The sequence below is a fragment of the Cobetia sp. QF-1 genome, assembly GCF_002213105.1.
Lineage (GTDB): Bacteria > Pseudomonadota > Gammaproteobacteria > Pseudomonadales > Halomonadaceae > Cobetia > Cobetia crustatorum.
The window spans coordinates 374,340-399,791 of the sequence record NZ_NBVS01000001.1 but is presented as its reverse complement, the minus strand read 5'-3'; the positions used below and the strand labels follow the sequence as shown (position 1 = coordinate 399,791).

The following is a 25,452-nucleotide window of genomic DNA, read 5'->3' as shown; positions in this document are numbered from 1 at the left end:
CGCTGTTACCGATGTTTCCCACACAGGTTCTCATGTCTCAGTCATTTCCCCCTCTTGAATCTGAACGGCACGTCTCCTCGCTCAACGACACGACTGCTGAAATGTTGGAGTCGGACGCTACCTCTGACATGCCGGACGCCGCTGTCGCGGAGAGTGAACCAACACCGCTTGAGGCGGCGCTCGCTACTCTCTCACGACGACTGACGAGCCAACAACGTGCGGTGGTCGAGCATCGTGGTCGCCATGCGCGGGTAGCGGCAGTTGCCGGCTCTGGCAAGACGACGACAATGGTCGCGCGGGTGCTTGGTCTGTTGGCTGAAGGCATCGCGCCGCAGCGCATTCTGGTGCTGATGTTCAACCGCTCGGCGCGCGAGGATTTCGTTGTCAAGTTGGCACATTCAGCCCCACCCGGTACGCGCTTGCCCGACATTCGCACCTTCCATTCCATCGGCCATCGCCTGACGACCACGTTGGTGCGCTGGGGCAGTCTTGAGCCGCGCGAGTTGATTCAGCAGGACTGGGCGCTGGAGCGATTGCTCAAGCAGGCGGCCCAGCGCGCGCTGGGCGATGCAGATCGCAGTGAGCGTGAAGCCGCACTTGATGGTGAGCGTCTTGAGGCGCTTGCTCAGTTCTGTGACCTGGTCAAGGCAGAAATGTGTGAGCCGGCGCTACTCTACGAGCGCATGAATCTGGGGGAGCATACTGGTCACTTCGTGGAATCCTTCGTGCAGTTGGAGCAGTTGCTCGAGCAATATCGCCAGATGACCTACGCCGATCTTCTGTATCGGCCGCTGCGTCAGCTGGAGCGAGAGCCCGAGACACGTGCGCGGATCCAAGGGCATCTCCAGCACGTCATCATTGATGAGTATCAGGACATCAACGAAGCACAGCAGCGCATGTTGTCATTGTTGGCAGGCGCGCCTTCGGCTGAGGACGTCGCTGCGGGTGCACCGTCAGACGCCTCTGCCATTGCAGAAGTCATGGCGGTGGGAGATGCCAATCAGTGCATCTATGAGTGGAGGGGCGCACGGCCTGATTACATGTTGACGCGCTTTGCCGAGAGCTTTCCTGAACCGATGGACTTTCCGCTCAGCTATACCTTCCGTCACGGCCATCGCCTAGCGCTGGCGGCCAATCATGCTATCGCTGCCAATGCGCGCCGCCCCGATCAGCTATGCCTTGCCGCGCCCGGTACGCCGGGTACGCGTCTGGCCGAGGGGCAGGGTGCTGCTAGTCTGGTTGCGGCGCTGACAGCCTGGCGGGCGTCGGGGCGCAGTGGCGCTGAAGCCGCCGTGCTTGTTCGCAGTTGGGCATTGTCGGTACCGGTACAGCTGCAGTTGCTCAAGGCGGGAATTCCCTTTCGTCTCGGGCGCAGTGATCGCTTCGTATTTCGCTTGCCACTGGTGCAGGCGTTGGCAGGCTATCTTGAATTGTCACGTGATGCCTCACTGCTGACAGATCCCGTGCACCTGACGTTGCTGTTTACCCAGCCCACCGCCTTTGTCGCGCGCGAACGTCTTGAGCGCCTGTGTCAGCAGCTGGCGGAAAGTCGGCATTGGCCGAGCAAGGAAGACCCGATACTCGAAGGCCTCAAGCCGCTGCAGCGTCGAACGCTCAGGAAGCGCTGGCAGTTGCTGTGCGACTTGCCGAGTCTGCGCGACTGGGCACCGGCGCGCTTGTTGCGTCACGTGGTCGATGAACTGGAGGCCGACAAGATTCTGCGTCGTGCCGCGGCGCGACGCGACAAAGGTGAAGAAGATGTACGGCTGCTGGATGTACTGATCGAGCAGGCAGGTGAATTGGCCAATGATCCAGAAGCCTTCATCATGCTACTCAGAAATCCCGTCGAGGATGCTGCCGATGGTGTGTTGATTACTACGGTGCATGGCGCCAAAGGGCTTGAATGGCCCTTTGTTGGCCTATGGGGCATGAACGAAGAAGACTTTCCGGCCTATTCGCGCGACAACCCGCTGAGTAGTGAGCGCCTCGAGGAAGAGCGACGGCTGTGCTATGTCGGCGTGACGCGTGCCCGTGAACAACTACATCTATGGCGCGATGGCGGTACGCATCCGCCCAGCCGCTTCCTGGCCGAGCTCTGTGTGGATGACTGCACGCGATTGGGTGACTGGGTTCACAGTGCTGGCCAGCGCGCAAAGACCGCTGCGAACACGCAGGATGATACAGCGGCATCTGCGCAAGTCGCTGAACCAGCACTGCGTGTTGCATCGCCGGGGCTGGGGCAAGCCTATCTGGCGCGTTTGCCGCTGGCGCGCCACGGGATTACTCCGCCCACGCTTGAGGCGACACCTGCGGCCAAGGCATCAGCTACATCAACGCGGAAGACTCAGGCAAGTGCGCCACGCTCAGGAGGGACACATTCGCGCAAGGCCTCTTCACGTGCCGAGCCTGTGGTACTGCGCCGGGTGGGTGGTTGGGAGATTGGTCAGCGCCTCCATCATGATGCCTTCGGTGAAGGCGTCATCGAGGAAGTCTCCGGCAATGAAACCAACCCATTGATTGAAGTGCGCTTTGCCGATGGCAACAAGCGCCGTCTGATCGCCACGCGTGCACCGCTGAAACTGCTGTAACGGTCAATGACGGCCGGTATTTATCGATACTTTGATGGAAAACCGGCACTTTTCATTCGTCATATCATCATCACGTCAGACAAGGAGTTCTCATGGCGCATTATCCTGATCCTGCTGCCCTCGCGGCGGCCTCGTCTGCCACTTCGCTACTGACGCCAGGCCAGCGTCAGGCACCGTTGCTTGATGCGGGGCAGCTGGTGACCCAGTTGGCGATGGCCGGTCTGACGTCTCCCGTGGTACTGGATTGCCGTGCGCGTCTCGATGATGGTGACGCTGGTGAGCGGATGTGGCGTCAAGGGCATCTGCCTGGTGCCGTGCATGTTGATATGGACCGCGATCTCTCGGCCTCTGTGCGTGAAGATGGTGTCGGAGGTCGACACCCGTTGCCATCCTACGACGTTGTCGCTGGACTGTTCCGTCGCCTGGGTATCACGCCTGAGCATCAGGTGGTGGTCTATGACGACATGGGAGGTCAGATGGCTGCTGCGCGGCTGTGGTGGATGCTGGCCTGGGCCGGTCATCCGGATGTGCGTGTGCTCGACGGTGGAATTCAGGCTTGGCAGGCTGTGGGTGGTGAACTCAAGCCTGCACCGTCAGCGCCGGTGTCACTTGATACCAGTGACTGGCAGCCGAACTTCGATGACAGCCTGCTGGTCACTGCCGAAGAGGTGGCGGCCGGTCAGGCGGTGCTGCTGGATGCCCGCGGTGAAGCGCGTTTTCGTGGCGAGCAAGAGCCGGTTGATCGGGTGGCGGGTCATATTCCCGGGGCACTGTGCCGTCCGACCACCAGCAACCTCGAGGCCAACGGCCGCTTCAAGGATCGTATGAGCCTGGTACGTGAGCTGCGCAAGACGCTGCCCGATGAGAGTGACGTCGTTGCCTACTGCGGTTCTGGCATCAGTGCCTGTCAGAACATCCTCGCCTTTGCGATTGCCGGCCTACCCCTGCCGCGGCTTTACGCAGGGTCATGGAGTGACTGGATCAGTGACCCCAAGCGACCTGTCGCTACCGGCGAGTAAGGTCGAAAACACGAACACAAGAACGCCCGCCAGAGTCTTTTCTGACGGGCGTTCTTGTTTGGCTGCACAGCTGAATTACAAGGCTTATTCAGGGCTTGTCTGTTTGCGGGCGCGTGAATCAAAGCGTTCCAGTAGCGCGGCATTGGCGCAGTTGCCCATCACGTTGAGCGCCGTGCGTAATCCATCGGTGAAGCGGTCCACACCGGCAACGACAGCGACGCCTTCCAGCGGCAAGCCGGCTGCGCCCAACACAGTCGTCATTGCGACGAGTCCGGCACCTGGCACCCCTGCGGTGGAGAAACTGACCAATAGTCCGGTAGTGAAGACGGTGATCACCAACGAGGTGGTGACATCGATGCCAAAGAGCTGAGCCACGAATAACGCATTGAAGCCCTGTAGTACGGCGGCGCCGTCACGCTTGAGCGCGGTGCCAAAGGGCAGGGCGAAGCTCGCCAGCGACTCATCCATGCCGTAGCTGCGGGCATTGCCTAGTGCGAGTGGCAGGGTCGCGCCGGAACTGGCAGTCCCGAAGGCAAAGCCCAGGCTCTGGCCGAAATGTTTGATGAAGGCAATGGGTCGTGCGCCGCTGATGGTCAGCAATACCAGATAGAGCAGCGCCATCAAGGCCAGCGCGATGATCAGCCCAATTACGTACATGCCCAGTCGCTCCAGCAGGTCAAGCCCCTGGGTGGCGATGACGGAGGTGATCAGCGCGAAGACCCCCAGTGGTGCCAGCTTGAGTACGAAGGACAGCACCTTGAGGCTGATGGTGTAGCCGCTTTCGATCACGCGGTGCAGCGGGGCGCTTTCTTCAGGCAAGGCGCGCATGGCTAGCCCGATCAGGGCCGCGGCAAAGATGACCTGCAATAACCCGCCTCCGCCAAGCGCAGTGAACGGATTATTGGGCACCAGACCTACCAGCCACTGGCTGAGGCTATCGGCATTGCGTCCTTCAGGGGCTTGATTTACCAGACTCTCGGCGCCGCTACCCGGGCTAAGCCAGTAAGCCACCAGCATGCCCAATGTCAGTGCCACGGCGCTTGTCACCACGTAGCTGCCTAGCAGACGGCCCGCTCGGCGGCCAACATCAACGCCACCCTCGCGGTTGGTCAAGCTCATGATCAATGCGCCGAAGACCATCGGCACCACCACAAATTGCAGTAGACGCAGGAATATCTGCCCGACCGGTGTCAGCACATTGGTGTCCAGCCACGCCACACTGCCTTCAGGCAGGGCGTTGGCACCGGTATTCAGGGCAAGGCCACTGACGATACCCAGTACCAGGGCAAGCAGAATCTGGCGAGTGACGGACATGAGTGCTCCGATGGCAGTCGATGAAGTAGAGAAAGTCGTGTCAGCGCGATCAAACGTTATTCGACAGGGAGCGCTAATGTGCTACCGAGTGACGGTTATATCAATGATGCATGTAAGATCTTTTTAGAATATATCGAGAAGCTGCCTGCTAGCGGTCAGCATAAGTCTGGTCCGTCGACTGGCATACTGATAGAGACGACAACGCCGCCACGCGATTAGCGTGGCGGCGTTGTTTATACGGGCAATGATCTCAGCGGCTGGCCTCTCATGCAGGCCACTGGATCAGATCATGGCAGCAGGTGCGCCGTGGCCTCACATGTTCGGATAGTTTGGTCCGCCGCCACCCTCGGGAGCGACCCAGGTGATGTTTTGTGCCGGGTCCTTGATGTCACAGGTCTTGCAGTGCACGCAGTTTTGGAAGTTGATCTGGAACTGCGGCTCACCGGCTTCCTCGATGATCTCGTAGACACCGGCCGGGCAGTAGCGCTGGGCGGGCTCGGCGAAGCGCGGCAGGTTGTCTCGCACCGGCAGCGCCGGGTCGGCCAGGCGCAGGTGACACGGCTGGTCTTCCTCGTGATTGGTGTTGGAGAGGAACACTGAAGACAACTTGTCAAACGACAGCTTGCCATCCGGCTTGGGGTACTCGATCTTCGTGCACTCATCCGCCGGTCGCATGCGCGCATAGTCAGGCGTGGTGTCATGCAGCGTCGGCAGACGGCCGCCACTGAGTTGATCGAGGAAGTTGTAGGCACCGCCGAGGAGGGTGCCGTACTTGTGCATCGCGGGGCCAAAACTGCGTGAGGCTTCCAGTTCCTCATAGGCCCAGCTGTCCTTGAAGCGCTTGCCGAAGTCGACGAGGTCTTCACCGCCTTCATCGCCACCCTTGATGGCCGCGAACACGCTTTCCGCTGCCAGCATGCCGGACTTCATCGCGGTGTGCAGGCCCTTGATCTTGGCGAAGTTCAAGGTGCCGGCATCACAACCGATCAGCAGGCCGCCCGGGAAGCTCATCTTGGGCAGGCAGTTGAGGCCGCCCTTGGCAATGGCGCGAGCCCCGTAAGAGACACGCTTGCCGCCCGTCAGATGCTTGGCCAGCGTCGGATGCTGCTTCATGCGCTGGAATTCATCGAAGGGTGATAGCCACGGATTGTCGTAGGCGAGATCAACAATCAGTCCGACGACCACTTGCTGATTGTCAGTATGGTAGAGGAAGAAGCCGCCCTCGGCGTTACCTTTCAGCGGCCAGCCACTGCCATGCACTACCAGGCCCGGCTGGTGCAGCTCAGCGGGTACGTCCCACAATTCTTTCAGACCGATGCCGTAATGCTGGGCATCCGCGTCGCTATCCAGTGAGAAGCGCGAGATCAGTTGCTTGCCTAGATGGCCACGGCAGCCCTCCGCGAACAGGGTGTACTTGCCGCGTAGCTCCATGCCCGGCATATGGCCATCCTTCTCGCTGCCATCGGCGGCTACGCCCATGTCACCGACCACGATGCCGCGCACCGTGCCATCTTCGCCATGCAGCACTTCCTGGGCGGCGAAGCCCGGGAAAATCTCGACGCCCAGCTCCTCGGCCTGCTCACCCAGCCAGCGGGTCAGGTTGCCAGCACTGATGATGTAGTTGCCATCGTTGTGCATGGTCTTGGGCACCAGCGCATTGGGAATGACCTGTGCTTTCTGGTCATCTTTGAGCAGCACGACTTCATCACGGGTAACGGCGGTATGGAGGGGTGCACCACGCTCAGCCCAGTCAGGGAATAGCTCCGTCAATGCGCGCGGCTCCATTACCGCGCCAGAGAGGATATGTGCACCGATTTCGGAGCCTTTCTCGACTACGCAGACCGTCATTTCATGCTCGGCTTCGTTGGCTTGTTGCATCAGTCGGCAGGCTGCTGCCAGGCCCGAGGGGCCTGCACCGACAATGACCACGTCGAAATCCATGAATTCGCGTTCCATGACCCGTCTCCTCAGTCTTGACGCCGCGAAGGCCCCGCGGATCTGGCGGGGCGGGCGTGTCACGTCCGGTCTTTGCCGGTCGTTGGGCTGTTGATATCCATCGTGCCGCGTCTAGTCAGGGGCGCAGGCTCGACAGAGAAAATAAGAGGCGCAGCAGCGGTGCGATCGGCAAAGACCCATGATGTCATCAGGCCGGTAGACGCTGCTATACGCGATGCAACCGCATAGCATGCCGCAACAGTAGCATTTAAAACGACCGTTTGTTTATTATGCTTGGGTCTGAGGTAATGCTCCGCCGGCTGAGTCTTTTGCATTGATAAAGACTCATCGCGCAATGGTAACCGTTTTTGATAGGTGGGACAGGCAAGTGATGTCGGCAGCAGAGGCGTGTGAGAGCTTCGTGATAATCACGTCAGCGTTGCAAGAGTCAAGCTGGTAAGTTTCAGGTGTCAAGGGCGTTCGGGAGGCTGCTGGGTTTGACCCCAGCGGGCAATTCTGCGCAATATGCCCCCATGAGAATGACGATTTGCTGGCAAAATAGAGCCGGTTGTCAATGACTGGCAAGCAACGGTCAGCGAGTATCTGGGTCGTGAAGATGAAGCGTCACAACACGCGCTTGTCAGCACGACCTATTTTGGATGATATTCACCTATCAAACGCTTGCATGAATCGGGTGATGCTAGCCACGATGCAGGCTTCGCCCCATGAGAGATCAGCGAGGACACCATGAAAGTACTCGTCGCGGTGAAACGCGTCATCGATTACAACGTCAAGATTCGCGTCAAGGCAGATCAGTCTGACGTCGACCTGACTAACGTCAAGATGGCCATGAACCCCTTCTGCGAAATTGCAGTGGAAGAAGCGGTTCGCTTGAAGGAAAAAGGCGTGGCGACGGAAGTCATTGCCGTCAGCATTGGTCCGAAGGCCTCTCAGGAGCAGCTGCGTACCGCGCTGGCACTGGGGGCTGATCGTGCCATTCAGGTACTGACAGATGATCCCGTCGATTCTCTGGCGGTTGCCAAGCTGTTGGCCAAGGTCGTTGAGGAAGAGCAGCCCGGGTTGGTGATTCTCGGCAAGCAGTCCATCGATGCCGACAATAATCAGACTGGGCAGATGCTCGCAGCGTTGACCGGCATGGGGCAGGGAACCTTCGCCTCCGAAGTCGTGGTGGATGGTGAAAGCGTCAATGTCACGCGTGAGATCGATGGCGGTCTGCAAACCGTCAAGCTGAGCCTGCCGGCAGTGGTCACCACTGACTTGCGCCTCAACGAGCCGCGTTACGCCAAGCTTCCAGACATCATGAAGGCCAAGAAGAAGCCGCTGGACGTCAAGACACCGGAAGAGCTGGGTGTCTCCACGGCGTCCAAGGTCACGCTGGTCAAGGTGGCACCGCCGGCTGAGCGTCAGGGCGGCATCAAGGTCGGCTCCGTCGATGAGCTGGTAGATAAACTCAAGAACGAAGCAAAGGTGATCTCATGAGCATTCTCGTCATTGCCGATCATCACGATGGTCAGCTGACCGGCACCACTGCCAATGTGGTCGCGGCGGCAACGGCCATCGGCGGTGACATTGATGTGCTGGTCGCGGGTGAGGGCGTTGCTGGTGTTGCTGAACAGGCGGCGACGCTGGCCGGCGTCACGCGTGTGCGTGTGGCCGACAATGCCGTTTACGCCCACCAGCTGGCCGAGAATATCTCGGCGTTGGTCGTGGCACTGGTCGGTGACTACAGTCATGTGCTGTCGGGCGCCTCCACCACTGCCAAGAACTTCATGCCGCGCGTCGCTGCCCTGAAGGACGTGGCGCAGATTTCCGAGATCATCGCGGTAGAGAGCGCGGACACCTTCCGTCGCCCGATCTACGCCGGCAACGCCATCGCGACCGTCAAGAGTGATGATGTGCTCAAGGTCATCACTGTGCGCGCGACAGGTTTCGATCCGGTCGCACGTGACGGGCAGGCCGCCATTGAAGCGGTTGATGTTGTCGAAAATGCCGGTGTCTCCAGCTTCGTCAACGAGACTCTGGCCGAAAGCGAACGTCCTGAGCTGGGCGCCGCCAAGGTCGTCATCTCCGGCGGTCGTGGCATGGGTAACGGTGAGAACTTCGCGCTGTTGGATGGAATCGCTGACAAGCTGGGCGCCGCGATTGGTGCTTCACGTGCTGCGGTCGATGCCGGCTTCGTACCCAACGATATGCAGGTGGGTCAGACGGGCAAGATCGTCGCGCCGGACCTCTACATTGCCGTCGGCATCTCCGGGGCGATCCAGCATCTGGCAGGCATGAAGGACTCCAAGGTCATCGTGGCGATCAACAAGGACGAAGATGCACCGATCTTCCAGGTGGCGGATTACGGCCTGGTCGGTGATCTCTTCGAGGTACTGCCACAGCTTGAAGCCAAGCTGTAATGTCAGCGGCTGATGTCGAGGGCTGAGATTCGAACGCTGATGCATGATGAGTGCTCGACAGGTACCTGATGAATCAACAACGCGACCCGCTTTGGCGGGTCGCGTTTTTTTTGCTCGCAAGGCGCTCAGGATGATGTGAATCAGAGATCGATCAATTGATAATTGTTCTTGTTTGTAATACCGTCCGTGATAGTGATTTGCATTCCTACTCGGGAGTCGCACCACTCCTGATCCGCCACTCTGCTTGATGGAGGGCTGGCCGAGAGTGGTTTTCTCGATTCCCGAGGGTGCTTACTTGTCTTGTTTTTCAGGAGATGTCCGTGCGGCTTTCGCGTTCCCTTCTTCCCCGCCCGGCACATGCGTTGGCGCGCCTGTTGCCAGCGCTGGTGCTGATGGTGCCTCTGGCACCTGCCGCCCATGCCGATGACCTGCGCAGTAGTGCAGCCCAGCATCAGCAGACCCAGGACGAACTCCAGTCACGTATCGATGCTGCCGACGACGAGACCCGTGCGCTGCTGGTGCGGCTGCGTGAAGCGCAGCAGGAAGCCTCGCGTCTTGAAAGCTATACCGCTGAGGTCAAGCCGCTGAACGCTGATCGTGCAGCGCGTATCGAGCGCCAGCGCACGGCCTTGACCAATCTTGATGCCACGCGTGAAGCACTACCGGGCTTGCTACGGCAGCAGGTCGACGAGCTGCAAGCCTTCATCGAGCAGGACCTGCCATTTCTCAAGGAGGAGCGCCTGGCGCGTGTTGAGCGGCTGCGCGATAACCTCTCCAACGCCAGCCTGAGCAACGATGAGCGTCTCGATCAGCTGCTCAATGCCTGGAAGCTCGAGCTGAGCTATGGCCAAGGGCTGGATACCTGGCGGGATGGCTTGATCGGCGCTGAGGATACCGAGGTGCAATACCTGCGTGTCGGTCGGGTCGGGCTTTATTATCTGGCGATGGATGGCCAGCACGGTGGCGCCTGGAAGACTGCGACGGGTAGTTGGCAGGTGCTGGACGACTCGGCACTGGCGGAATTGCGCTTGGGTATCAGCATGGCGCGCGATCAGCAGGCCCCGAATCTGGTCACACTGCCGCTGTCTGTACCGGTAGAGAGTGTTGAGCTCGAACAAGCTGGCAATACTTCATCAGCTGTTACCGCTTCCCCCCGTTCCGAGCAGGAGTCCAGCTGATGTTGACGACAGCAAAGGCAACATTGGCCCCCTTGCAGCGACTGCTACTGGCAGCTGGCCTACTGGGCGCGTTATCCATGACGGCGCTGCCGGCTTATGCCGTGACAGGCACTACTGATCAGCCTTTGAGCGTAGAGCAGTTCGAGCAGGCGGCGGGTCAGGCGGAAGGACGCGACCAGCAACGTCTTGGGACGCTGTTGGAAGACAGCGCAGCGCTGAAAGCAGCGGTGACTAAAGCAGAAGCACAACGTGACACGCTGCGTGAGGCGCGCCAGCAGTTGGAGGCCGACGCTACGCAGCAGCAGGCAGTGCTCAAGACATTGGATCGCGAGCGTGAAGCGAAACAGGGCGATCTCGGCCAGGTCTTCAAGATTGCGCGCAAACACGCCCGCGAAACACGTGAAGCGCTGGCGGGTAACTGGTTGCTGGTCGGTGGGCAAGCTCAGCTGCCGGACCTTGGCCCGCGTGATGAAGTGCCGGGGCGCGAGCGCTTGGCTGCGCTGACGGCCGACATGAGCAGCATCGCACGTGAAAGTGGCCGTGCGCTGCGCTTCAATGCAGCGTTGGCGGGCACCGATGGCAGCATCAAACCGCGCGAGATCGTGCGTGTCGGTGAGCAGATGGCCTTTAGCGGTGATCATCTGCTGGCACCGTTATCTGAAGACAAGGCGGTAGATGTCGAGAGCGCACTCAAGGGACTTGGGCTGACAGCCAAGACGCCGTCGATGGTGCGTGATCAACTGGCCGCCTTCAACGCAGGTGACAGTGATCGACTGAGCTTTGATCCGACCGGCGGTGATGTCACCCAGGCATTGGCACGTGCGCCGGGTTTGGTTGAGCGTCTCAAGCAGGGCGGGGCAGTCGGTTATGTCATCGTCGGGCTTGGCGTGCTGGGGTTGATCATCGCGCTGATTCAGCTGATACGTCTTGCGCTCACACGCCGTGCCGTCAAGCGTCAGGAGGCCAATCTTGCCATCTTGCGCGACGATAACCCGCTGGGGCGTGTGCTGCAGCGATTCGAAGGCATGCGCCACGATCACGAGCCGGAAGCACTCGAAGCGCGTCTCGATGAGGCGCTACTGGCGGAACAGCCGAAGCTTGAGCGAGGCCAGGCATTGGTCAAGCTGCTGGCGGCCATCGCTCCGTTGCTTGGTCTGCTGGGCACCGTGACCGGCATGATCGGCACCTTCCAGTCGATTACCGTATTCGGTACAGGTGATCCGAAGCTGATGGCGGGCGGTATCTCCCAAGCGTTGGTGACGACCGTGCTGGGTCTGGTGACGGCCGTGCCGTTGCTGTTTGCCCAGACAGGGCTCTCAAGCCTGTCAAAAGGCATGATGGGGCGTCTGGAAGGTCGCACCAGTGCGAAGCTTGCAGATCACCTGGAGCGCCGTGCACCGAGTGTGACTGTCGAATCCACTGGCAGTGTGCACAAGCGAGCTGCCGAGCATGCCTGATTTGCTGGCATCGCCATCGTTGCTGGCGGGTGTGCTGTCGCCGATCATGCGGCTAGTGGACAGCGGTGGGCCGCTGATCGTGGTCATCTGCCTGATTGCCATGCTGTTGTTCGGGCTGGCGTTGGAGCGCGGTCTGTATTGGCAGCTGGTGCATCGTCCGGCGCGCCAGCAGCTGATTCATGACTGGGTCGCCCGCACGGAGCATCACAGCTGGTCGGCACTCACGCATCGTGAGGTGCTGACACGCGCGCTGTTGTCACGACTGCGGGCCCCGCTGCCGTGGCTCAAGCTGCTGGTGATGATCTGCCCGCTGGCCGGTTTGCTGGGCACCGTGACCGGCATGATTCATGTATTTGATTCGCTGGCGATCGCCGGTACTGGTCAGGCTCGTGCCATGGCCGACGGTGTGGCCCGCGCGACACTCCCCACGCTCGCAGGCATGGCGGTGGCTGTCGTCGGGTTGTTGTTCGTGACGCGCTTCGAGCGTGTCGTGCGTCGCGAAGACCAACGTCTGCACGACCGCCTTGCGCGTGCTGTTGATGATGCCCGTTCTGGCGAATCTCCCACTCGTGAGCCCCAGCCTGCTGCCCATCGCGCGGCTGGCTCCGTTTCCTCTGATACAAGCGAGCCCCCACATGCGTAGACGTCGCATGGATACTGCCGAAGACAGCGGCGAGATCAACCTGACGCCGATGCTGGATGTCGTGTTCATCATGTTGATCTTCTTTATCGTCACGACCAGTTTCGTCAAGGAATCCGGAGTCGAGATACAGCGCCCTGAAGCATCACATGCCACAGCACGGCCGGATGCTGCCGTCATGGTCGCCATCACTGCTGAAGGCGCTGTCTGGGTCGATGGCACGCCTGTCGATGCACATCGCGTGGGGGATGCAGTCGCAGACCTCGCTGATGGTCAGCCTGTCGTGATTCAGGCCGATAGCCGCTCGCGCACCGGGCTTTTGATCGAGACCATGGATGCCCTGCGTAGCGCCGGCGTCCAGGACATTGCGGTTGCCGCATCAAAAGGCGAATGAGATGACGCGACGCCTGTATGCCAATCGTCTGGTGGGCTTGATCGGTGGTGCCGTGCTGGCACTGGCGCTGTTCTATGCACTGGCACTGCTGGTGGCGCCGCCGGTCAATGACGCGCCGCCGCCGGAGCCGTTGTCAGTCTCGACGGTTGAGGCACCTGAGGAGGCGCCGACGACGGATGCCAGCGCCAGTGAGGCGTTACCGACACCGCCGTCACCCCCGCCTCCGCCGCCGAAGGCTGCTCCGATGCCCGCCCCGACGGCGCAGAGCCCGATTGCGATTCCTGACGTCAAGACACCGCTTCCCCCGACGCCAGAGCTGACACTGGATGACAGCCTGCCGCCGCTGGACGTCGAGCGCCCGCCAGAGCCCAAACCCAAGCCAAAGCCGACACCCAAGCCGGCGCCCAAGGCGAAATCAGAGCCCAAAGCGGTGGTAAAGTCTTCGAGCGCGTCGTCCTCAAGCGCCAACTCGTCTTCTGCCAAGTCGTCGCAGTCCGCAGCCAAGCCTTCCAAGGCGGCACCGGCGGCGCAGGGTGGTTCACCGCGCCCGACAGTGCGCACGGCACCGGAATATCCGAGTCGCGCACGTCGACGCGGAATCGAAGGCTTCGTGGAAGTCGCCTTCGTGATTCGTCCTGATGGACATGTCGATGGCAACTCTCTCAAGGTCGTGCGGGCTGAGCCTTCGGGTACCTTTGATCGCGCAGCGCTCAAGGCCATTGCGCGCTGGGAGTTCCCGACCTCGGGTTCTGCTCGTCAGGCACGACAACGGCTTGAGTTCCAGTTGCGTTGATGCAACCCATGCGAACCATCAGTGGTGTCTCTTGTTCATGTCGCCTTGACAGGATGTGGTGTAGAACATGACAAGGCAGGCATGAAGCCTGAGACGCAGAAAGCAAAGGATATCTGCATGATGTCGAAGCAAGAACGAGGACGAAAGCGCACGTCACGTGCGGGGTCATCATCGACTGAATCCTCACTCGTGGAGCCATTCACGGATGAGCTGTCGCAGCCTGTCGCGGGAAATGTCATGAACCGGTTACTGGTGCGTGTTCGGCGCGGCGGGCGACGCCTGATGCGTCTGACGCTGGTCTCCACCTGCTTGATGCTGGTGATGGAAGTCAGCGGCGTGACGACGGCCAGTGCGGCCATGCGAGTCTCTGCTGAGGTCGCCGGACAGTTGCGTACCTTGCAGTCGCGGTTGGACGAAGGCGATTACGATGAGGTCAGTGAGCGTGCCGAACGTGAGGCGAAACGTCAGCGTGGTGAGGTGCGCGCCCTGTATCTGTCCTTGGCCGCCAGCGCGCGAGCGCGACAAGGTGACCAAGCACAGGCGGCACGTCTTTACGGCGAAGCACGCCGCTTGCCGGGTGTTGATGCCAAGCAGGCCCGGGAGTGGTTGCGCCGTGAGGCGATGCTGCGTCTGCGTGCCGGTGAACAGGAAAGTGGTACGGCGCGTCTGGCGGAATACCTTCACGGCGGCTCGGCCAGTGCTGATGATCTGTGGCTGGCCGTGAGTCTTGAGGCGAATCGTGGTCAGTGGGCGCGCGCTGAGGACTGGCTAGAACGCGCCAGCAAGGCGAGTGCGCCGTCAGGCGATCGAGTGAAGCTGGCAGTGAGTATCTATCAGCAGACAGGGCGACATGCCGCGGCGGTCGCTCTCGTTGAGCAGACGCTGACTGAGAAAGGTCAGGCTGGCTCGCAGAATCTCGAGGATTGGCAGCATGCAGTAGCGCTGTATCAACGACTCAGTCAACACACGCGCGCCGCCAGTACCTGGGAGGCCGCATGGGCAGCTGGTGTTGCCAGGGGGCGCGAGGCTTATCAGCAGCGGATTGACCTGCAGTTGGCTGCTGGTGCGCCAGCGCGTGCAGCAGAGTTGATTGAGGCCGGGCTTGCCAAGGCGGCCGGCCATGCGGGTCGGCCGCTACTGGATGACACGCCGGCGCTGCGTCGGCAGTTGGCGCAGGCCTGGACGGCCGCTCGCGATACCGATCACTCTCTGGCGGCCTGGGCCACGGTGTCTGAACAGAGCGGGGCACTTGAAGATGCGCGTCAACGCGCTGAACTGGCGTATGACTGGGGCCGTTGGGATGTCGCAAGCGAGGCGCTGGCCAGCGCCGGTGAGCGTGGCGATGATTCGGCCCGCCATTGGCTGCTGTCAGGTATCGTCGCCAATCAGCTTGAGCAGTTCGATCCGGCACGCGATGCCTTCAAGAAGGCGCAAGAGCGTGGGGCCGAGGGGGCTGACGCCTGGCTGAAGTCTGTTGCACAGCGTTAAGTTTCAACAATGACCTCGGCAAGTATTGCCGCATGTGATGTAGTGACAAATAGCAGAAACGACAATGCCGCTTTCCCTTATCGTCAGTTGACGGGGGAAGGCGGCATTGTCGTTTAGGCCATTGCTCGGCTGATGACAGTTTGCTAGTGCCTGGCACCAGAAGCTCAGGCGCCGATATCTGTCCATACCGGTGCGTGATCTGATGGTTTTTCCATACTACGCAAGGCGTAGTCGACACCGGAATTCTTGATCAGCGGGGTCAGGCCCGGGCTGGTCATGATCAGGTCGATGCGCAGGCCGCGCTTCGGCTCCCGCTCGAAGGCGCGGGAGCGATAGTCGAACCAGCTGAACTGGTCGTCGACCTCCGGGTGCACATGACGGAAGCTGTCGGTCAGCCCCCAGGCATAGAGGCGATCCATCCACTCACGCTCGATAGGCTGGAAGCTGGTCTTTCCATCGCGCAGCCAGCGCTTGCGATTGGGTTCGCCGATGCCAATATCACGGTCGCTGGCCGAGATGTTGTAATCGCCCATCACCACCACGTGTTGGTCTGGGGTGTGGTCTTCTTCCAGCAGGCGGAACAGCTGCTGATAGAAGTGCGCCTTGTAGGGAAACTTCACCGGGTGCTCGATATTCTCACCTTGGGGGAAGTAGCCGTTATAGACGATCAATGGCTTGCCATCCGGGCCGTCTATCTCGACGCCGACCATGCGTTTCTGAGCGTCGTCTGCGTCATCAGGCATGCCGTAATGTACTTTCTTTGGCACCTGACGTGTCAGCATGGCAACACCGTAGTGGCCTTTCTGGCCGTGCCAGACAACGTGATAGCCTAGCGCCTCAATGTGCGCATGTGGAAATTCGCTATCTTGTACCTTGGTTTCCTGCAGGCCAATGACCTCGGGCTCATGCGTCTCGATCAGCGCTTCAAGCTGATGCGGACGTGCGCGAATGCCATTGATGTTGAAGGAGATCAGGCGCATTACTGCTCGCCTCCGCCATCATCTTTCGAACTGCTGTCCTCTGCTGCGGGAGCGCCAGGGTGTAGCGGTAGCAACGGAGCGGCCTTCATGCGTTCCAGCTTGGCAGCAGCCTGAGTCTTGCGCTGCTCCTTCTTCTTGGAAACGTAACGCGGGCCAGAATGTACCTGGTCCGGATTCTCGGCGCGCCACTTCTTGAAATCCTTGCGACGGCCGGTGCGAATCTGCACCTTGTCGGCGATGGAACGTGTCTTCTTTCTGCGTGTCATCTGCTGCTGTCCTGTTCGGTGTCGGCAGTCGCCAGCCTTGAGTCGCACGGCAAGGCCGCGGCACGCGGGCAACCGCATCAGTTGACGAGCATTCTATCAGCCTGCATGGGGCGCATGCCATGAGAGCCTGATGCCTATTCGCAGCCCTGGCAGGCGGGGTTGCATGACTGACGTGTCACCGCTCGAGATGCATGGGGCGCGGAGAGCGTATTCTGCTGGTACAATGTGACGGCGTTACCGTTGTTACCCGTGGGCGACGCTCGCGACTGGCAGCAGGATCCGGGGTCTTTCCTCAGGACGCGCCACCGTCGCAGTCGTTCCCTGCACCGTACTATCAGGCCGCCCTAGCGTGATGTGCCGTTGCACAGCATTGCCGGTTGCCCGTGAAGAAGACCATTCCACCGACACGCAGTATTGGCCGCCCTTGTGGCGACCCACGAGCCTGCTTGGCAGCGCTCCCCGGCGATGACATGTCCGGGGGGTGCGTGATCAGGCCCTCGTGGCTGACGTCCGCTTCGGACTCCTGTCGAATACTCGAGCAGGAGAATTCCGGATGCGTGAATCCGTGCAAGACAGGTGAGAGCATCCGTATATTTCTGCACCTGAGGCCTGCGTGGTCTCGGAGATGCCCGCGTCAGGCGGTGCCCGCAGAGATAGACGTGATGGCTCCCAGCTCGGCAAAGGCGCATGCAGGTCGTGATACCGGTTCATGAAGAGCCTTTATGACGCATCGGCATGACGAACCAGTCGGGTGTGGCCTGTTATAGCGGGATTCCGAGAGCGGCCCGAGCATGTCGCATACGAACCCTTGAAAAGAACGGATTACATGAGCGAGACGGATCAGACCCAGCCAGCCGCTGAGCAAACTCAGCCAGAGCCGCAGGACCCGAACCAGAAGCCAAGAAAGCCCAAGCGTCGTCGTCGCAAGCCGCGTCGCTCCCAGTCCAAGTGGAATCTCGACCAGTTCCAGGTAGCCCCAGTGGCTGACCAGTGGCGCTTCCACGATTTCGATCTGCCGTTGCCGTTGATGCGTGCGATCCAGAAAGCCGGCTTTGAATATTGCACTTCGATTCAAGCGCAGACCTTCGAAAAGGCGCTGTTGGGCGGTGATGTCGTCGGCCGCGCTCAGACAGGTAGCGGCAAGACGGCCGCCTTCTTGATCGCCACACTGGCCTATTTCCTTGAGGAAAAGGCGCCAGAAGGCCAGAAGCCGGGTGCTCCGCGTGCCGTGATCATCGCGCCGACGCGTGAGCTGGCGTTGCAGATCGAGAAGGACGCCAAGGCGTTCTCCGAATTTGCACGTATCTCCGTGGCCTGTGTCGTCGGTGGCATGGACTACCAGAAGCAGCGCGAGCGCCTCGAACGCAAGGTTGACCTGTTGGTCGCAACGCCAGGCCGTCTGCTCGACTTCCACACCAAGCGCGATGTCGATCTCTCCGAGACCGAAGTGCTGATACTGGACGAAGCGGACCGCATGTTGTCGATGGGCTTCATCCCTGACGTCAAGCGGATCATCCGCGCGACGCCGAAGCCGGAAGAGCGGCAGACATTGTTGTTCTCCGCTGAGCTATCATCCGACGTACTGGGACTGGCGGAGCAGTGGACGCACAAGGCTGCTCAGGTCGAGGTTGAGCACGAAGCTGCTTCCACCATTGCCGCGGGCGACAGCGACACCGTGCACGCTTACAGCGTCAGTGATGAAGACAAGCTTCGGCTGTTGATCAATCTCGTCAAACAGACCGAAATGGAACGTGTGGTTGTCTTCGGTAACACGCGAGAGCTGGTGCGTCGTATTGATGCGGGTCTGCGTGAGGCCGGTATCGAGGTCGGTCTGATGTCCGGCGCCGAGACTCAGGCGGCTCGTCTGGAAGCTCAGGATGCCTTCCGTAATGGCAAGCTTCAGGTGCTGGTGGTCAGTGATGTCGCGGGACGTGGTCTGCCGCTCGAAGATGCGACTCACGTCGTCAACTTCACGCTGCCGGAAGTGCCGGAAGACTATGTGCACCGTGCCAGCGGTAGCGATGTCACCCTGATCAACTTCATCGGTGAGGAAGATGTCTTCTCCCTGCCGGAAATCGAAGCGTACATTCAGGAAACATTGCCGCGTAAGGCACCGCCGCAAGGTCTGCTTCAGGTTTGAAACTGTGTGGCAGGTTTGGTAAACGGCAAGCGTAGACAGTGAATGAAGCGGTGCTGCTTGGCAGTACCAGGCAATGCAAGACGGCGGACAGCTTTGGCTGTCCGCCGTCTTGCGCTCGGGGTTACCCATCATGGGGCGGCCGGGGTGAAGGAGAGACACGCAATGCTGGAAGACAGTCTCAAGGGCGAGATTCAGACGGCCTACCGCAAGTTGCTTGAAGGACTTGAGCTGACGCCGCGTTATGGGCAGCGCCTGATGATTGCCGAGATCGCACGTACGCTGGGTAATATCGAGCAGAATGCGGAAGGCTATCGCCTCGGCAATGAGCACGTGTGCGTGTTGGAGGCCGGTACTGGTACTGGCAAGACACTGGCCTATCTGCTCTCGGCACTGCCGGTCGCCAAGGCGCGCGGCAAGCGATTGGTTATCTCTACCGCCACCATCGCGCTGCAAGAGCAGGTCATGCATCAGGACTTGCCGTCGCTCAAGAAGCATTCGGGACTCAGCTTCGACTTTGCGCTCGCCAAGGGACGCCGTCGTTATCTGTGTGTGCAGAAGTTGGATCAGGTGTTGGAGGGGGTAGAAGACAACCCCACAATGGCCCTGTTCGAGCGCGAAATGATCGCAAGCGATGGCGGGGGCTTTGTCGAGCTCGCCGGCAAGATGGCTGAGGATTATGCCAGCGGCGAGTGGGCGGGAGATCGCGATAGCTGGCCGCTGGAAGTCGAAGACCGCGACTGGGCACGCCTGACTACGGACCACCGTCAGTGCACCAATCGTCGTTGTAGCCACTTCTCGGCCTGTGCCTTCTTCCGTGCGCGCCGTCAGTTGGAGCAGGCGGATGTCATCGTGGCGAACCATGATCTGGTACTGGCTGACCTGTCACTGGGTGGTGGATTGGTACTGCCGTCGCCGAGCGATTGCATCTATGTCTTTGATGAAGCGCATCACCTGCCAGACAAGGCGCTGAATCACTTTCATCACCGTACCCCGATCAACCAGACGTTGCGCTGGCTGGGTAACCTCAAGAAGTCGCTGACAGAGCTCAATGCTGCGCTGGGGAGTCAGCCGACGATTGGTCGCTTGCTGGCACGCATGCCAGAGCTGCTGGCTGATATCGAGCCGCGTCTCGGTGAGGTATTCGCGCTGGGTCATCAGTTGGCCGATCTTCCCAATGGCGCAGGTGATGATGCAACCAATCATCGTTTCGAGCGTGGCCAGGCGCCTGAAGCACTCAAGGAAGTGGGGCATAACCTGCTCAAGGGCTTTGCCGAGCTGTCACGAGCACTGGAGCAGATTGCCGATATTCTGCGTGAGAGCCTCGATCCCGAGAAGGCGACGGGGCTGCCGAAAGAAAACGCCGAGGACTGGTTGCCACTGGTGGCCTTGCTGCATGGGCGTGCACTGGAAGCGCATGCCCTGTGGGAGGCGATTGGTATCAGTGATCCAGTGGATAATCCGCCGCAGGCGCGTTGGCTGACATTTGAGCGCTTCAATGGCGAGCCGGAAATGACGGTGTCGGCTAGCCCTGTGTCGGCTGCTGAGACGTTGGCGCGTCACCTGTGGGGAGCGTGTTTCGGTGCGGTGTTGACCTCGGCGACGCTGACGGCACTCAATCGCTTTGAGCGCTTGCAGGAGCAGGCAGGTCTCGCCAATCGCTATCGCTATCAGCGCTTGCCCAGCCCCTTTGATTACAGCAAGGCGGTGTTGTCGATACCGCGAGAAGCGGTCGAGCCAAGCCCGCCCGGTCCGCATGAGAAGGCGATCGTCGACTTTGTCAACGCGCTTGATGTGCGTGAAGCTGTGCTGGTGTTGTTCAGCTCGCGCAAGCAGCTGGCGGCGGTCAGCAAGGAAATGGATGCCCAGACGCGCAAGCGGGTGCTGGCGCAGAGTCGTCTGCCCAAGCATGAGCTGCTCAGCCAGCATCGCAAGGCGGTGGATTCCGGTCAGGGCAGCATCATCTTCGGGTTGGCGAGCTTTGCCGAGGGCATCGATCTGCCGGGGAAGTATTTGACCCATGTGGTGATTACGCGGTTGCCCTTCGCGGTTCCCGATGACCCCGTCGGCGCGACACTGGCCGAGTGGATCGAGTCGCGTGGTGGCAATCCTTTCATGCACATTGCGGTACCGGATGTATCGATCAAACTGGTGCAGGCATGTGGGCGCTTGATTCGCAAGGAGGCTGATGTCGGCCGTATCACGATTCTGGATCGCCGCATCCTGACCAAGCGTTACGGGCGGCAGTTGATCGAGGCATTACCGCCTTTCGTGCGTGAGATTGATGGCGTGCGCCAAGGCTAGGAAGTGTCGGGTAGTGGTTATCAGGCTGTCGTGCTGCACACAGAAAAGCCCCGCCAGTTGGCGGGGCTTTTTGATGACAGAAAGCAGGCTCAGGGCGCAGATTCAAGCATCTGGTGCCATGTGTCTGTCATCAGGCATCGGCAGCTTGTTCCAAGCGCGTGCGCAGCACGTCCTTGAGCTTGGCATCCATGGTTCTGAAGGTCGTCTCGGTCGTTGCCCAATCGATGCAGGCATCAGTGATGGAAATGCCGTATTCCATCTTGCTGCGGTCGGCGTTGATCTTCTGCGCGCCCCAGTTGATATGGGACTCAACCATCAGGCCCATGATGGAGCGGTTACCCTCGAGAATTTGCTGGGTGACGTTCTCCAGTACCAGTGGCTGTAGGCCCGGGTCCTTGTTGGAATTGGCGTGCGAGCAATCGATCATCAGGTTGGCGGTAGCGACGCCGGCCTTGGTCAGCTCCTGCTCGGCCAGTGCAACGCTGACGCTGTCGTAGTTAGGCTTGCCGTTACCACCTCGCAGCACGACATGACCATAAGCATTGCCGCGGGTACGGATGATCGCAACCTGACCAGCCTGATTGATGCCGAGGAAGTTGTGGCCGTGCGACACGGACTGCAGTGCGTTGACGGCGACATCCAGAGAGCCGTCGGTACCGTTCTTGAAGCCGACCGGACATGATAGGCCAGACGCCATCTCGCGGTGAGTCTGGGATTCGGTCGTACGCGCGCCGATGGCAGACCAGCTGATGCAATCTTGCATGTACTGCGGAGAAATTGGATCGAGTGCTTCGGTAGCCAGCGGCAGCCCCATCTCGGTCAGCTCGACCAGCAGGCCGCGCGCGATGTGCAGGCCTTCTTCTATTTCAAAGGAATCATTGAGGTGCGGATCGTTGATCAGCCCTTTCCAGCCGACGGTGGTACGTGGTTTCTCGAAGTAGACGCGCATCACGATATAGAGGCTATCTTTCACTTCCTCGGCCAGCACCTTGAGGCGGCGTGCATAGTCACGCGCAGCGTCGAGATCATGGATGGAGCAGGGGCCGACGACGACCAGCAGGCGGGGGTCTTCACCGTCGAGAATGCGCTGAATGGTGCGGCGACCTTCGATGACGGTGGTTTCGGCCTTCTCGGTCAGCGGGATTTCCTGCTTGAGCGCTTGTGGGGTGATCAGTACATCCTGGGACAGGACGTTGAGGTTATTGACGTGTTGTTCTGACATGACAGTGTCCTGAGCGTTGTTCATCTGCAGTTGTGACCGCAGAAGCAGGCTGGCGTCTTGGCACCGGCCGTTAATGTGTTCACGGTGTATGAGTCCATGTTATCTGCTGCTTACCTGCTTGTCAGCGCCCTTTGCTTAATATTAATCACCTGTCAAGTGATTGGGTGTTGAGAAAGAGGGTTGAATGACAAGCCATACGACGGCGTGTAAAGAAATCGTTACGAATAAACGTGTCAGCGTCGCCAATTAAAGTCAGCATGTGCAACAACACGTAAAACCTGTCGCTTTGAGCGCAACGTGTCTTGCCGTACAAATGATAAACAGGAACACTGTGCGTTGATTTTGGTCGCGTAAGCGGGTCGCCGATAGTGTTTTGGCTGTCCGCTGATCTGCGTATCCAACAGCATAAACCTCAAAGGGGCCGGATAACGCATGCGCAAGTCGCAATTCCTATCAGGTACTGATGCCCCGGGGATTCCCGATGTGGAGTCCGCAAGCGGTGCCTCCACTCCCGCGGAGGGAGCGAGTGAATGAGTGTCAATGAAACAGATCAGCAGCTGGTCGAGCGTGCCCAGAAAGGGGATAACCGCGCCTTCGATCTACTGGTCAGGAAATATCAGCACAAGATTCTTGGTTTGATCAGCCGTTATGTTCACGATCATTCTGAAGTGCAGGATGTGGCTCAGGAAGCCTTTATCAAGGCCTATCGCGCGTTACCTAATTTTCGTGCGGAAAGTGCCTTCTATACCTGGATGTATCGTATTGCCATCAATACGGCCAAGAATCATCTGGTCTCGCGCGGCCGTCGTCCGCCGGGGACTGACATGGATATCGGCGATGCCGAGATGATCGATCAGTCCGGGCGGCTCTCGGACATCGAGACGCCAGAAGCTGCCATGGCGCGTGATGAGCTTGAGAAGGTGGTTTTCGGCGCCATCGAAAAACTGCCGGAGGATTTACGCACAGCGATTACGCTGCGTGAATTCGATGGATTGTCCTATGAGGACATTGCTGAGGTCATGCAATGTCCGGTCGGCACCGTGCGTTCGCGTATCTTTCGCGCGCGCGAGGCGGTCGACAAGGCAATACAGGGGTTGGTTAGCCCTGCGTCAGTCGCAGCTGTCGCTGATTAGTGTTGTTGCTGATAAAAGTGGCAATTGACTGCTTTTGTGGCGGGCAAATATTGATGGTGAGTGGTGAGATATCGTTGCGATATTTTTTGTCGGTTATCTACGACATGAGTGTCAGTAAAAACAATGGCTTGGGTATTTTGTGGCTGAAAAGTGAATGTTTTCTGAACGCATGGTGGAACGATCCGTGCGGCACGTGATCATAGTGTGCAGATTGCCGGTTTATTCTGGCGGGCCGCCAACCGTCATGGTGAATGACGCCATTTGTTGTCAGGAGTGCAGGTTGAATCTTTTATCAGCCTGACGAGTGTGAGGGTATTTACGCATGAATCTGAAGACTACCGAATCCGTGAAAGAGTCGCTCTCCGCGCTAATGGATGCGGAGGGGGATGAGCTGGATCTGCGTCGTGTCCTCAAGGGACTCGATGAGTCTCCTGAGACTGCAGATACCTGGCGTCGTTATCATCTGGCGCGCAGTACCATGCACCGCGAACGCGAAAGCGTATTCACCATGGATATCGCAGCGGCGGTCAGTGCTGAAGTCGAGATGGTGTCTCGAGAAGCGCCGGCGGTCGAGCCGGTAGCAGAACGCCGCAGCCTATTCTCCTTCGCTGGGTCCGCAGCCATTGCCGCTGGCGTGGCCGTGATGGTGATTACTGGCGTGCAGGTCTTCAATGGCAGCGAAAGCGGTGTACCGACCAGCGTTACTGGCGGCGCAGAACTTGCCAGTGGTGTGCCAGGCACTCAGAGCGGCGGTAACTTGCGTCAAGTGAATCAATCATCGACAGCCACTGAGGCGCCTCAGTGGTCGTTGCCGGCAGCAGGTAATGGCCTGATGCAGGTAGGCGCGACGCCAATGAATACCAGGCCGATGTTCATGGCGCCTCAAGGCGAGAGCTATGGAGGTCAGAATACGTCTTCCAACGGTCTGTCTTCCAGTAACGTTGCGGCAGCGGATCTAGCCCAGCGACGTCTGCTTGAAGCCTACCTGAGCAAGAACTCCACGCGTGGCCCGGTGCCGGAGCGTAGCGAGTGGATCAGTCTGCAAGATGTCGCTCAGTAACGTATGACGCTGACAAAAAGTTTGATATGGGTGAAATAATGCCCTGTATCTGCTCATGAAAAGAGGGAGTCGCCTGAGTAGGCGCCTCCCTCTTTTTTTGCGCGTCTTTTCACGCTGTCGACTGCTTGCGTTGCTTCAGTCGTGTAGATAGCGATCCGCAGTCTGAATATACAATGTCTCTACCTTGGTGCGCGCCCAGGGTGTGCGGCGCAGAAACTTGAGGCTAGAGTTGATGCTTGGGTCACTGGTGAAACAATTGATGGGAATCAGTTCGCCGAGTGTCTCGAAGCCGTAATGATCAACTAGCCAGGTGAGCAGCGCCTTCAAGGTGACCCCATGGAGTGGATCGAGACGCGAGGTGGAGGGCGGTGCTTCGCTCATGAGAGCTCCTGCTGATGAAGTCGAAAGGGATCACTCTCAGACGTTGTGCCAAAGGTGCGCATAGGACGCAGCGTGAAGAGTGCCCCTGAATAGCGCTATTCTACCCGTATGTGCCGCCGATGCGTGGCGAGATTTTCAGGAGTCGGCAAGATGATGCAGGAAGAAGGTCAGGTCATGGGACATGGTCGGGAAGGGGTGTGGGTCGAGACCCAGCGCCGCTCGACCTGTGGCGCGTGCAATGCGCGTAGTAGCTGTGGCAGTGGCCTGCTGAGTCAGTTCTCAACGCGTAAGCCACATCGTGTGCTGATTCATGTCCCTGATGGCGAAACCTGGCCAGCGGTAGGAGAACGAGTCGTGATCGGCATCGATGAATCTGCCTTCTTGCGTAGTGCGGGTCTGCTCTATGGTCTGCCGCTGATCAGTGGAATGCTGGGCGGTATTGTCGCGGAGCAGCTTGCAGGAACTGGTGCGCTAGCGGTGCCGCTGGGCTTTGCGTTATCACTGACGGCGGGGCTTCTGGTGGTGCGCTGGCATGCGGCACGCCCTGATCAGCAAGCACTTTATCGGCCCATGTTGCTGCGTCGACTGGGAGTCGATGCGCTCGCGATCAAGGCGGTGTGATCAGTTAGCGACTCAAGCGCTTGAATATAACGCCCAGCTGCAGGATGTCGCTTCTCTGCGACTCGCGGTTGCGTTGAGCGCGGCGCCAATTGATGAACTTCAACGCCATGACGACGTCA

At 59.6% G+C, this 25,452-nt stretch carries 20 protein-coding genes and 1 pseudogene; 15 read left to right on the top strand and 6 right to left on the bottom strand.

What is annotated here, in order from left to right; all coding sequences use genetic code 11:
• Positions 1-32 precede the first annotated feature (32 nt).
• Entirely contained in the window at positions 33-2,588 is a 2,556-nt protein-coding gene (locus CFN46_RS01755) for an ATP-dependent helicase (RefSeq protein ID WP_254918374.1), read from the top strand.
• 92 nt (positions 2,589-2,680) lie between these two features.
• Positions 2,681-3,607, top strand: coding sequence for a sulfurtransferase (locus CFN46_RS01750; RefSeq protein ID WP_254918373.1), 927 nt, complete (start codon positions 2,681-2,683; stop codon positions 3,605-3,607).
• A gap of 84 nt (positions 3,608-3,691) precedes the next feature.
• Here the strand turns inward: CFN46_RS01750 and CFN46_RS01745 are convergent, their stop codons facing one another.
• Together CFN46_RS01745 and CFN46_RS01740 are read right to left on the bottom strand one after the other, a co-directional pair.
• The gene (locus tag CFN46_RS01745) at positions 3,692-4,921 is read right to left on the bottom strand and encodes a dicarboxylate/amino acid:cation symporter (protein WP_088742538.1); all 1,230 of its coding nucleotides are present in this window, start codon (positions 4,919-4,921) and stop codon (positions 3,692-3,694) included.
• A gap of 312 nt (positions 4,922-5,233) precedes the next feature.
• Positions 5,234-6,877 (bottom strand): electron transfer flavoprotein-ubiquinone oxidoreductase, encoded by a 1,644-nt coding sequence (locus CFN46_RS01740; protein ID WP_088742537.1) that lies wholly within the window; start codon positions 6,875-6,877, stop codon positions 5,234-5,236.
• A 726-nt stretch (positions 6,878-7,603) separates the two neighbouring features.
• Here CFN46_RS01740 and CFN46_RS01735 point away from each other — a divergent pair.
• The 8 genes and pseudogenes from CFN46_RS01735 to CFN46_RS01700 all read left to right on the top strand — a co-directional run bounded on the left by CFN46_RS01735 (position 7,604) and on the right by CFN46_RS01700 (position 15,229).
• Positions 7,604-8,356, top strand: a complete 753-nt coding sequence (locus tag CFN46_RS01735) for an electron transfer flavoprotein subunit beta/FixA family protein (protein WP_024952558.1) — start codon at positions 7,604-7,606, stop codon at positions 8,354-8,356.
• The gene (locus tag CFN46_RS01730; protein ID WP_024952559.1) at positions 8,353-9,279 is read left to right on the top strand and encodes an electron transfer flavoprotein subunit alpha/FixB family protein; all 927 of its coding nucleotides are present in this window, start codon (positions 8,353-8,355) and stop codon (positions 9,277-9,279) included. Before CFN46_RS01735 ends, CFN46_RS01730 begins: the two co-directional genes overlap by 4 nt.
• 320 nt (positions 9,280-9,599) lie before the next feature.
• Positions 9,600-10,457, top strand: coding sequence for a DUF3450 domain-containing protein (locus CFN46_RS01725; RefSeq protein WP_024952560.1), 858 nt, complete (start codon positions 9,600-9,602; stop codon positions 10,455-10,457).
• Positions 10,457-11,914 (top strand): MotA/TolQ/ExbB proton channel family protein, encoded by a 1,458-nt coding sequence (locus CFN46_RS01720; RefSeq protein ID WP_088742536.1) that lies wholly within the window; start codon positions 10,457-10,459, stop codon positions 11,912-11,914. The genes CFN46_RS01725 and CFN46_RS01720 overlap by 1 nt, the downstream gene beginning before the upstream one ends.
• Positions 11,907-12,467 (top strand): annotated as a pseudogene (locus CFN46_RS01715) (MotA/TolQ/ExbB proton channel family protein); the annotation flags it as partial. The gene CFN46_RS01720 and the pseudogene CFN46_RS01715, both read left to right, overlap by 8 nt.
• Positions 12,468-12,549: 82 nt before the next feature.
• The gene (locus tag CFN46_RS01710; RefSeq protein WP_024952562.1) at positions 12,550-12,948 is read left to right on the top strand and encodes a biopolymer transporter ExbD; all 399 of its coding nucleotides are present in this window, start codon (positions 12,550-12,552) and stop codon (positions 12,946-12,948) included.
• A gap of 1 nt (position 12,949) precedes the next feature.
• Positions 12,950-13,741 (top strand): energy transducer TonB, encoded by a 792-nt coding sequence (locus tag CFN46_RS01705; RefSeq protein WP_088742535.1) that lies wholly within the window; start codon positions 12,950-12,952, stop codon positions 13,739-13,741.
• A 237-nt stretch (positions 13,742-13,978) separates the two neighbouring features.
• Entirely contained in the window at positions 13,979-15,229 is a 1,251-nt protein-coding gene (locus CFN46_RS01700) for a hypothetical protein (protein ID WP_141103616.1), read from the top strand.
• 164 nt (positions 15,230-15,393) lie between these two features.
• Here CFN46_RS01700 and xthA read toward each other — a convergent pair whose 3' ends face one another.
• Both xthA and CFN46_RS01690 read right to left on the bottom strand, forming a co-directional pair.
• Complete coding sequence (gene xthA, locus CFN46_RS01695) at positions 15,394-16,209, bottom strand: exodeoxyribonuclease III (protein ID WP_088742533.1); 816 nt, start codon at positions 16,207-16,209, stop codon at positions 15,394-15,396.
• Positions 16,209-16,475: a hypothetical protein gene (locus tag CFN46_RS01690; protein ID WP_024952566.1), complete on the bottom strand. Its 267-nt coding sequence runs from the start codon at positions 16,473-16,475 to the stop codon at positions 16,209-16,211. Before CFN46_RS01690 ends, xthA begins: the two co-directional genes overlap by 1 nt.
• Positions 16,476-17,301: 826 nt before the next feature.
• On the opposite strand from CFN46_RS01690, the gene CFN46_RS01685 reads away from it, so the two are divergent.
• Together CFN46_RS01685 and dinG are read left to right on the top strand one after the other, a co-directional pair.
• On the top strand, positions 17,302-18,615 hold the full coding sequence (locus tag CFN46_RS01685) for a DEAD/DEAH box helicase (RefSeq protein ID WP_024952567.1): 1,314 nt from the start codon (positions 17,302-17,304) through the stop codon (positions 18,613-18,615).
• Between the two features lie 162 nt (positions 18,616-18,777).
• Complete coding sequence (gene dinG, locus CFN46_RS01680) at positions 18,778-20,916, top strand: ATP-dependent DNA helicase DinG (RefSeq protein WP_088742532.1); 2,139 nt, start codon at positions 18,778-18,780, stop codon at positions 20,914-20,916.
• Positions 20,917-21,046: 130 nt separating this feature from the next.
• Here dinG and CFN46_RS01675 read toward each other — a convergent pair whose 3' ends face one another.
• Positions 21,047-22,138 carry a 3-deoxy-7-phosphoheptulonate synthase gene (locus CFN46_RS01675; RefSeq protein WP_024952569.1) on the bottom strand — a complete coding sequence of 364 codons (1,092 nt, stop codon included), beginning with the start codon at positions 22,136-22,138 and terminating at the stop codon, positions 21,047-21,049.
• A gap of 530 nt (positions 22,139-22,668) precedes the next feature.
• Between CFN46_RS01675 and rpoE the strand changes: the two genes are divergently transcribed.
• Together rpoE and CFN46_RS01665 are read left to right on the top strand one after the other, a co-directional pair.
• Positions 22,669-23,271 (top strand): RNA polymerase sigma factor RpoE, encoded by a 603-nt coding sequence (gene rpoE / locus CFN46_RS01670; RefSeq protein WP_088742531.1) that lies wholly within the window; start codon positions 22,669-22,671, stop codon positions 23,269-23,271.
• A gap of 322 nt (positions 23,272-23,593) precedes the next feature.
• Positions 23,594-24,331, top strand: a complete 738-nt coding sequence (locus tag CFN46_RS01665; protein ID WP_084488101.1) for a sigma-E factor negative regulatory protein — start codon at positions 23,594-23,596, stop codon at positions 24,329-24,331.
• A gap of 135 nt (positions 24,332-24,466) precedes the next feature.
• Here the strand turns inward: CFN46_RS01665 and CFN46_RS01660 are convergent, their stop codons facing one another.
• Entirely contained in the window at positions 24,467-24,712 is a 246-nt protein-coding gene (locus CFN46_RS01660; RefSeq protein WP_024952571.1) for a VF530 family DNA-binding protein, read from the bottom strand.
• 150 nt (positions 24,713-24,862) lie between these two features.
• On the opposite strand from CFN46_RS01660, the gene CFN46_RS01655 reads away from it, so the two are divergent.
• Positions 24,863-25,333 (top strand): SoxR reducing system RseC family protein, encoded by a 471-nt coding sequence (locus CFN46_RS01655; RefSeq protein WP_024952572.1) that lies wholly within the window; start codon positions 24,863-24,865, stop codon positions 25,331-25,333.
• Positions 25,334-25,452 lie beyond the last annotated feature (119 nt).

Bases quoted from the DNA above. Each gene is read 5' to 3' on its own strand.
- CFN46_RS01755 (WP_254918374.1), top strand. From the start codon at position 33: ATGTCTCAGTCATTTCCCCCTCTTGAATCTGAACGGCACGTCTCCTCG.
- CFN46_RS01750 (WP_254918373.1), top strand. From the start codon at position 2,681: ATGGCGCATTATCCTGATCCTGCTGCCCTCGCGGCGGCCTCGTCTGCC.
- CFN46_RS01745 (WP_088742538.1), bottom strand. From the start codon at position 4,921: ATGTCCGTCACTCGCCAGATTCTGCTTGCCCTGGTACTGGGTATCGTC.
- CFN46_RS01740 (WP_088742537.1), bottom strand. From the start codon at position 6,877: ATGGAACGCGAATTCATGGATTTCGACGTGGTCATTGTCGGTGCAGGC.
- CFN46_RS01735 (WP_024952558.1), top strand. From the start codon at position 7,604: ATGAAAGTACTCGTCGCGGTGAAACGCGTCATCGATTACAACGTCAAG.
- CFN46_RS01730 (WP_024952559.1), top strand. From the start codon at position 8,353: ATGAGCATTCTCGTCATTGCCGATCATCACGATGGTCAGCTGACCGGC.
- CFN46_RS01720 (WP_088742536.1), top strand. From the start codon at position 10,457: ATGTTGACGACAGCAAAGGCAACATTGGCCCCCTTGCAGCGACTGCTA.
- CFN46_RS01710 (WP_024952562.1), top strand. From the start codon at position 12,550: ATGCGTAGACGTCGCATGGATACTGCCGAAGACAGCGGCGAGATCAAC.
- CFN46_RS01705 (WP_088742535.1), top strand. From the start codon at position 12,950: ATGACGCGACGCCTGTATGCCAATCGTCTGGTGGGCTTGATCGGTGGT.
- CFN46_RS01700 (WP_141103616.1), top strand. From the start codon at position 13,979: ATGAACCGGTTACTGGTGCGTGTTCGGCGCGGCGGGCGACGCCTGATG.
- xthA (WP_088742533.1), bottom strand. From the start codon at position 16,209: ATGCGCCTGATCTCCTTCAACATCAATGGCATTCGCGCACGTCCGCAT.
- CFN46_RS01690 (WP_024952566.1), bottom strand. From the start codon at position 16,475: ATGACACGCAGAAAGAAGACACGTTCCATCGCCGACAAGGTGCAGATT.
- CFN46_RS01685 (WP_024952567.1), top strand. From the start codon at position 17,302: ATGAGCGAGACGGATCAGACCCAGCCAGCCGCTGAGCAAACTCAGCCA.
- dinG (WP_088742532.1), top strand. From the start codon at position 18,778: ATGCTGGAAGACAGTCTCAAGGGCGAGATTCAGACGGCCTACCGCAAG.
- CFN46_RS01675 (WP_024952569.1), bottom strand. From the start codon at position 22,138: ATGTCAGAACAACACGTCAATAACCTCAACGTCCTGTCCCAGGATGTA.
- rpoE (WP_088742531.1), top strand. From the start codon at position 22,669: ATGAGTGTCAATGAAACAGATCAGCAGCTGGTCGAGCGTGCCCAGAAA.
- CFN46_RS01665 (WP_084488101.1), top strand. From the start codon at position 23,594: ATGAATCTGAAGACTACCGAATCCGTGAAAGAGTCGCTCTCCGCGCTA.
- CFN46_RS01660 (WP_024952571.1), bottom strand. From the start codon at position 24,712: ATGAGCGAAGCACCGCCCTCCACCTCGCGTCTCGATCCACTCCATGGG.
- CFN46_RS01655 (WP_024952572.1), top strand. From the start codon at position 24,863: ATGATGCAGGAAGAAGGTCAGGTCATGGGACATGGTCGGGAAGGGGTG.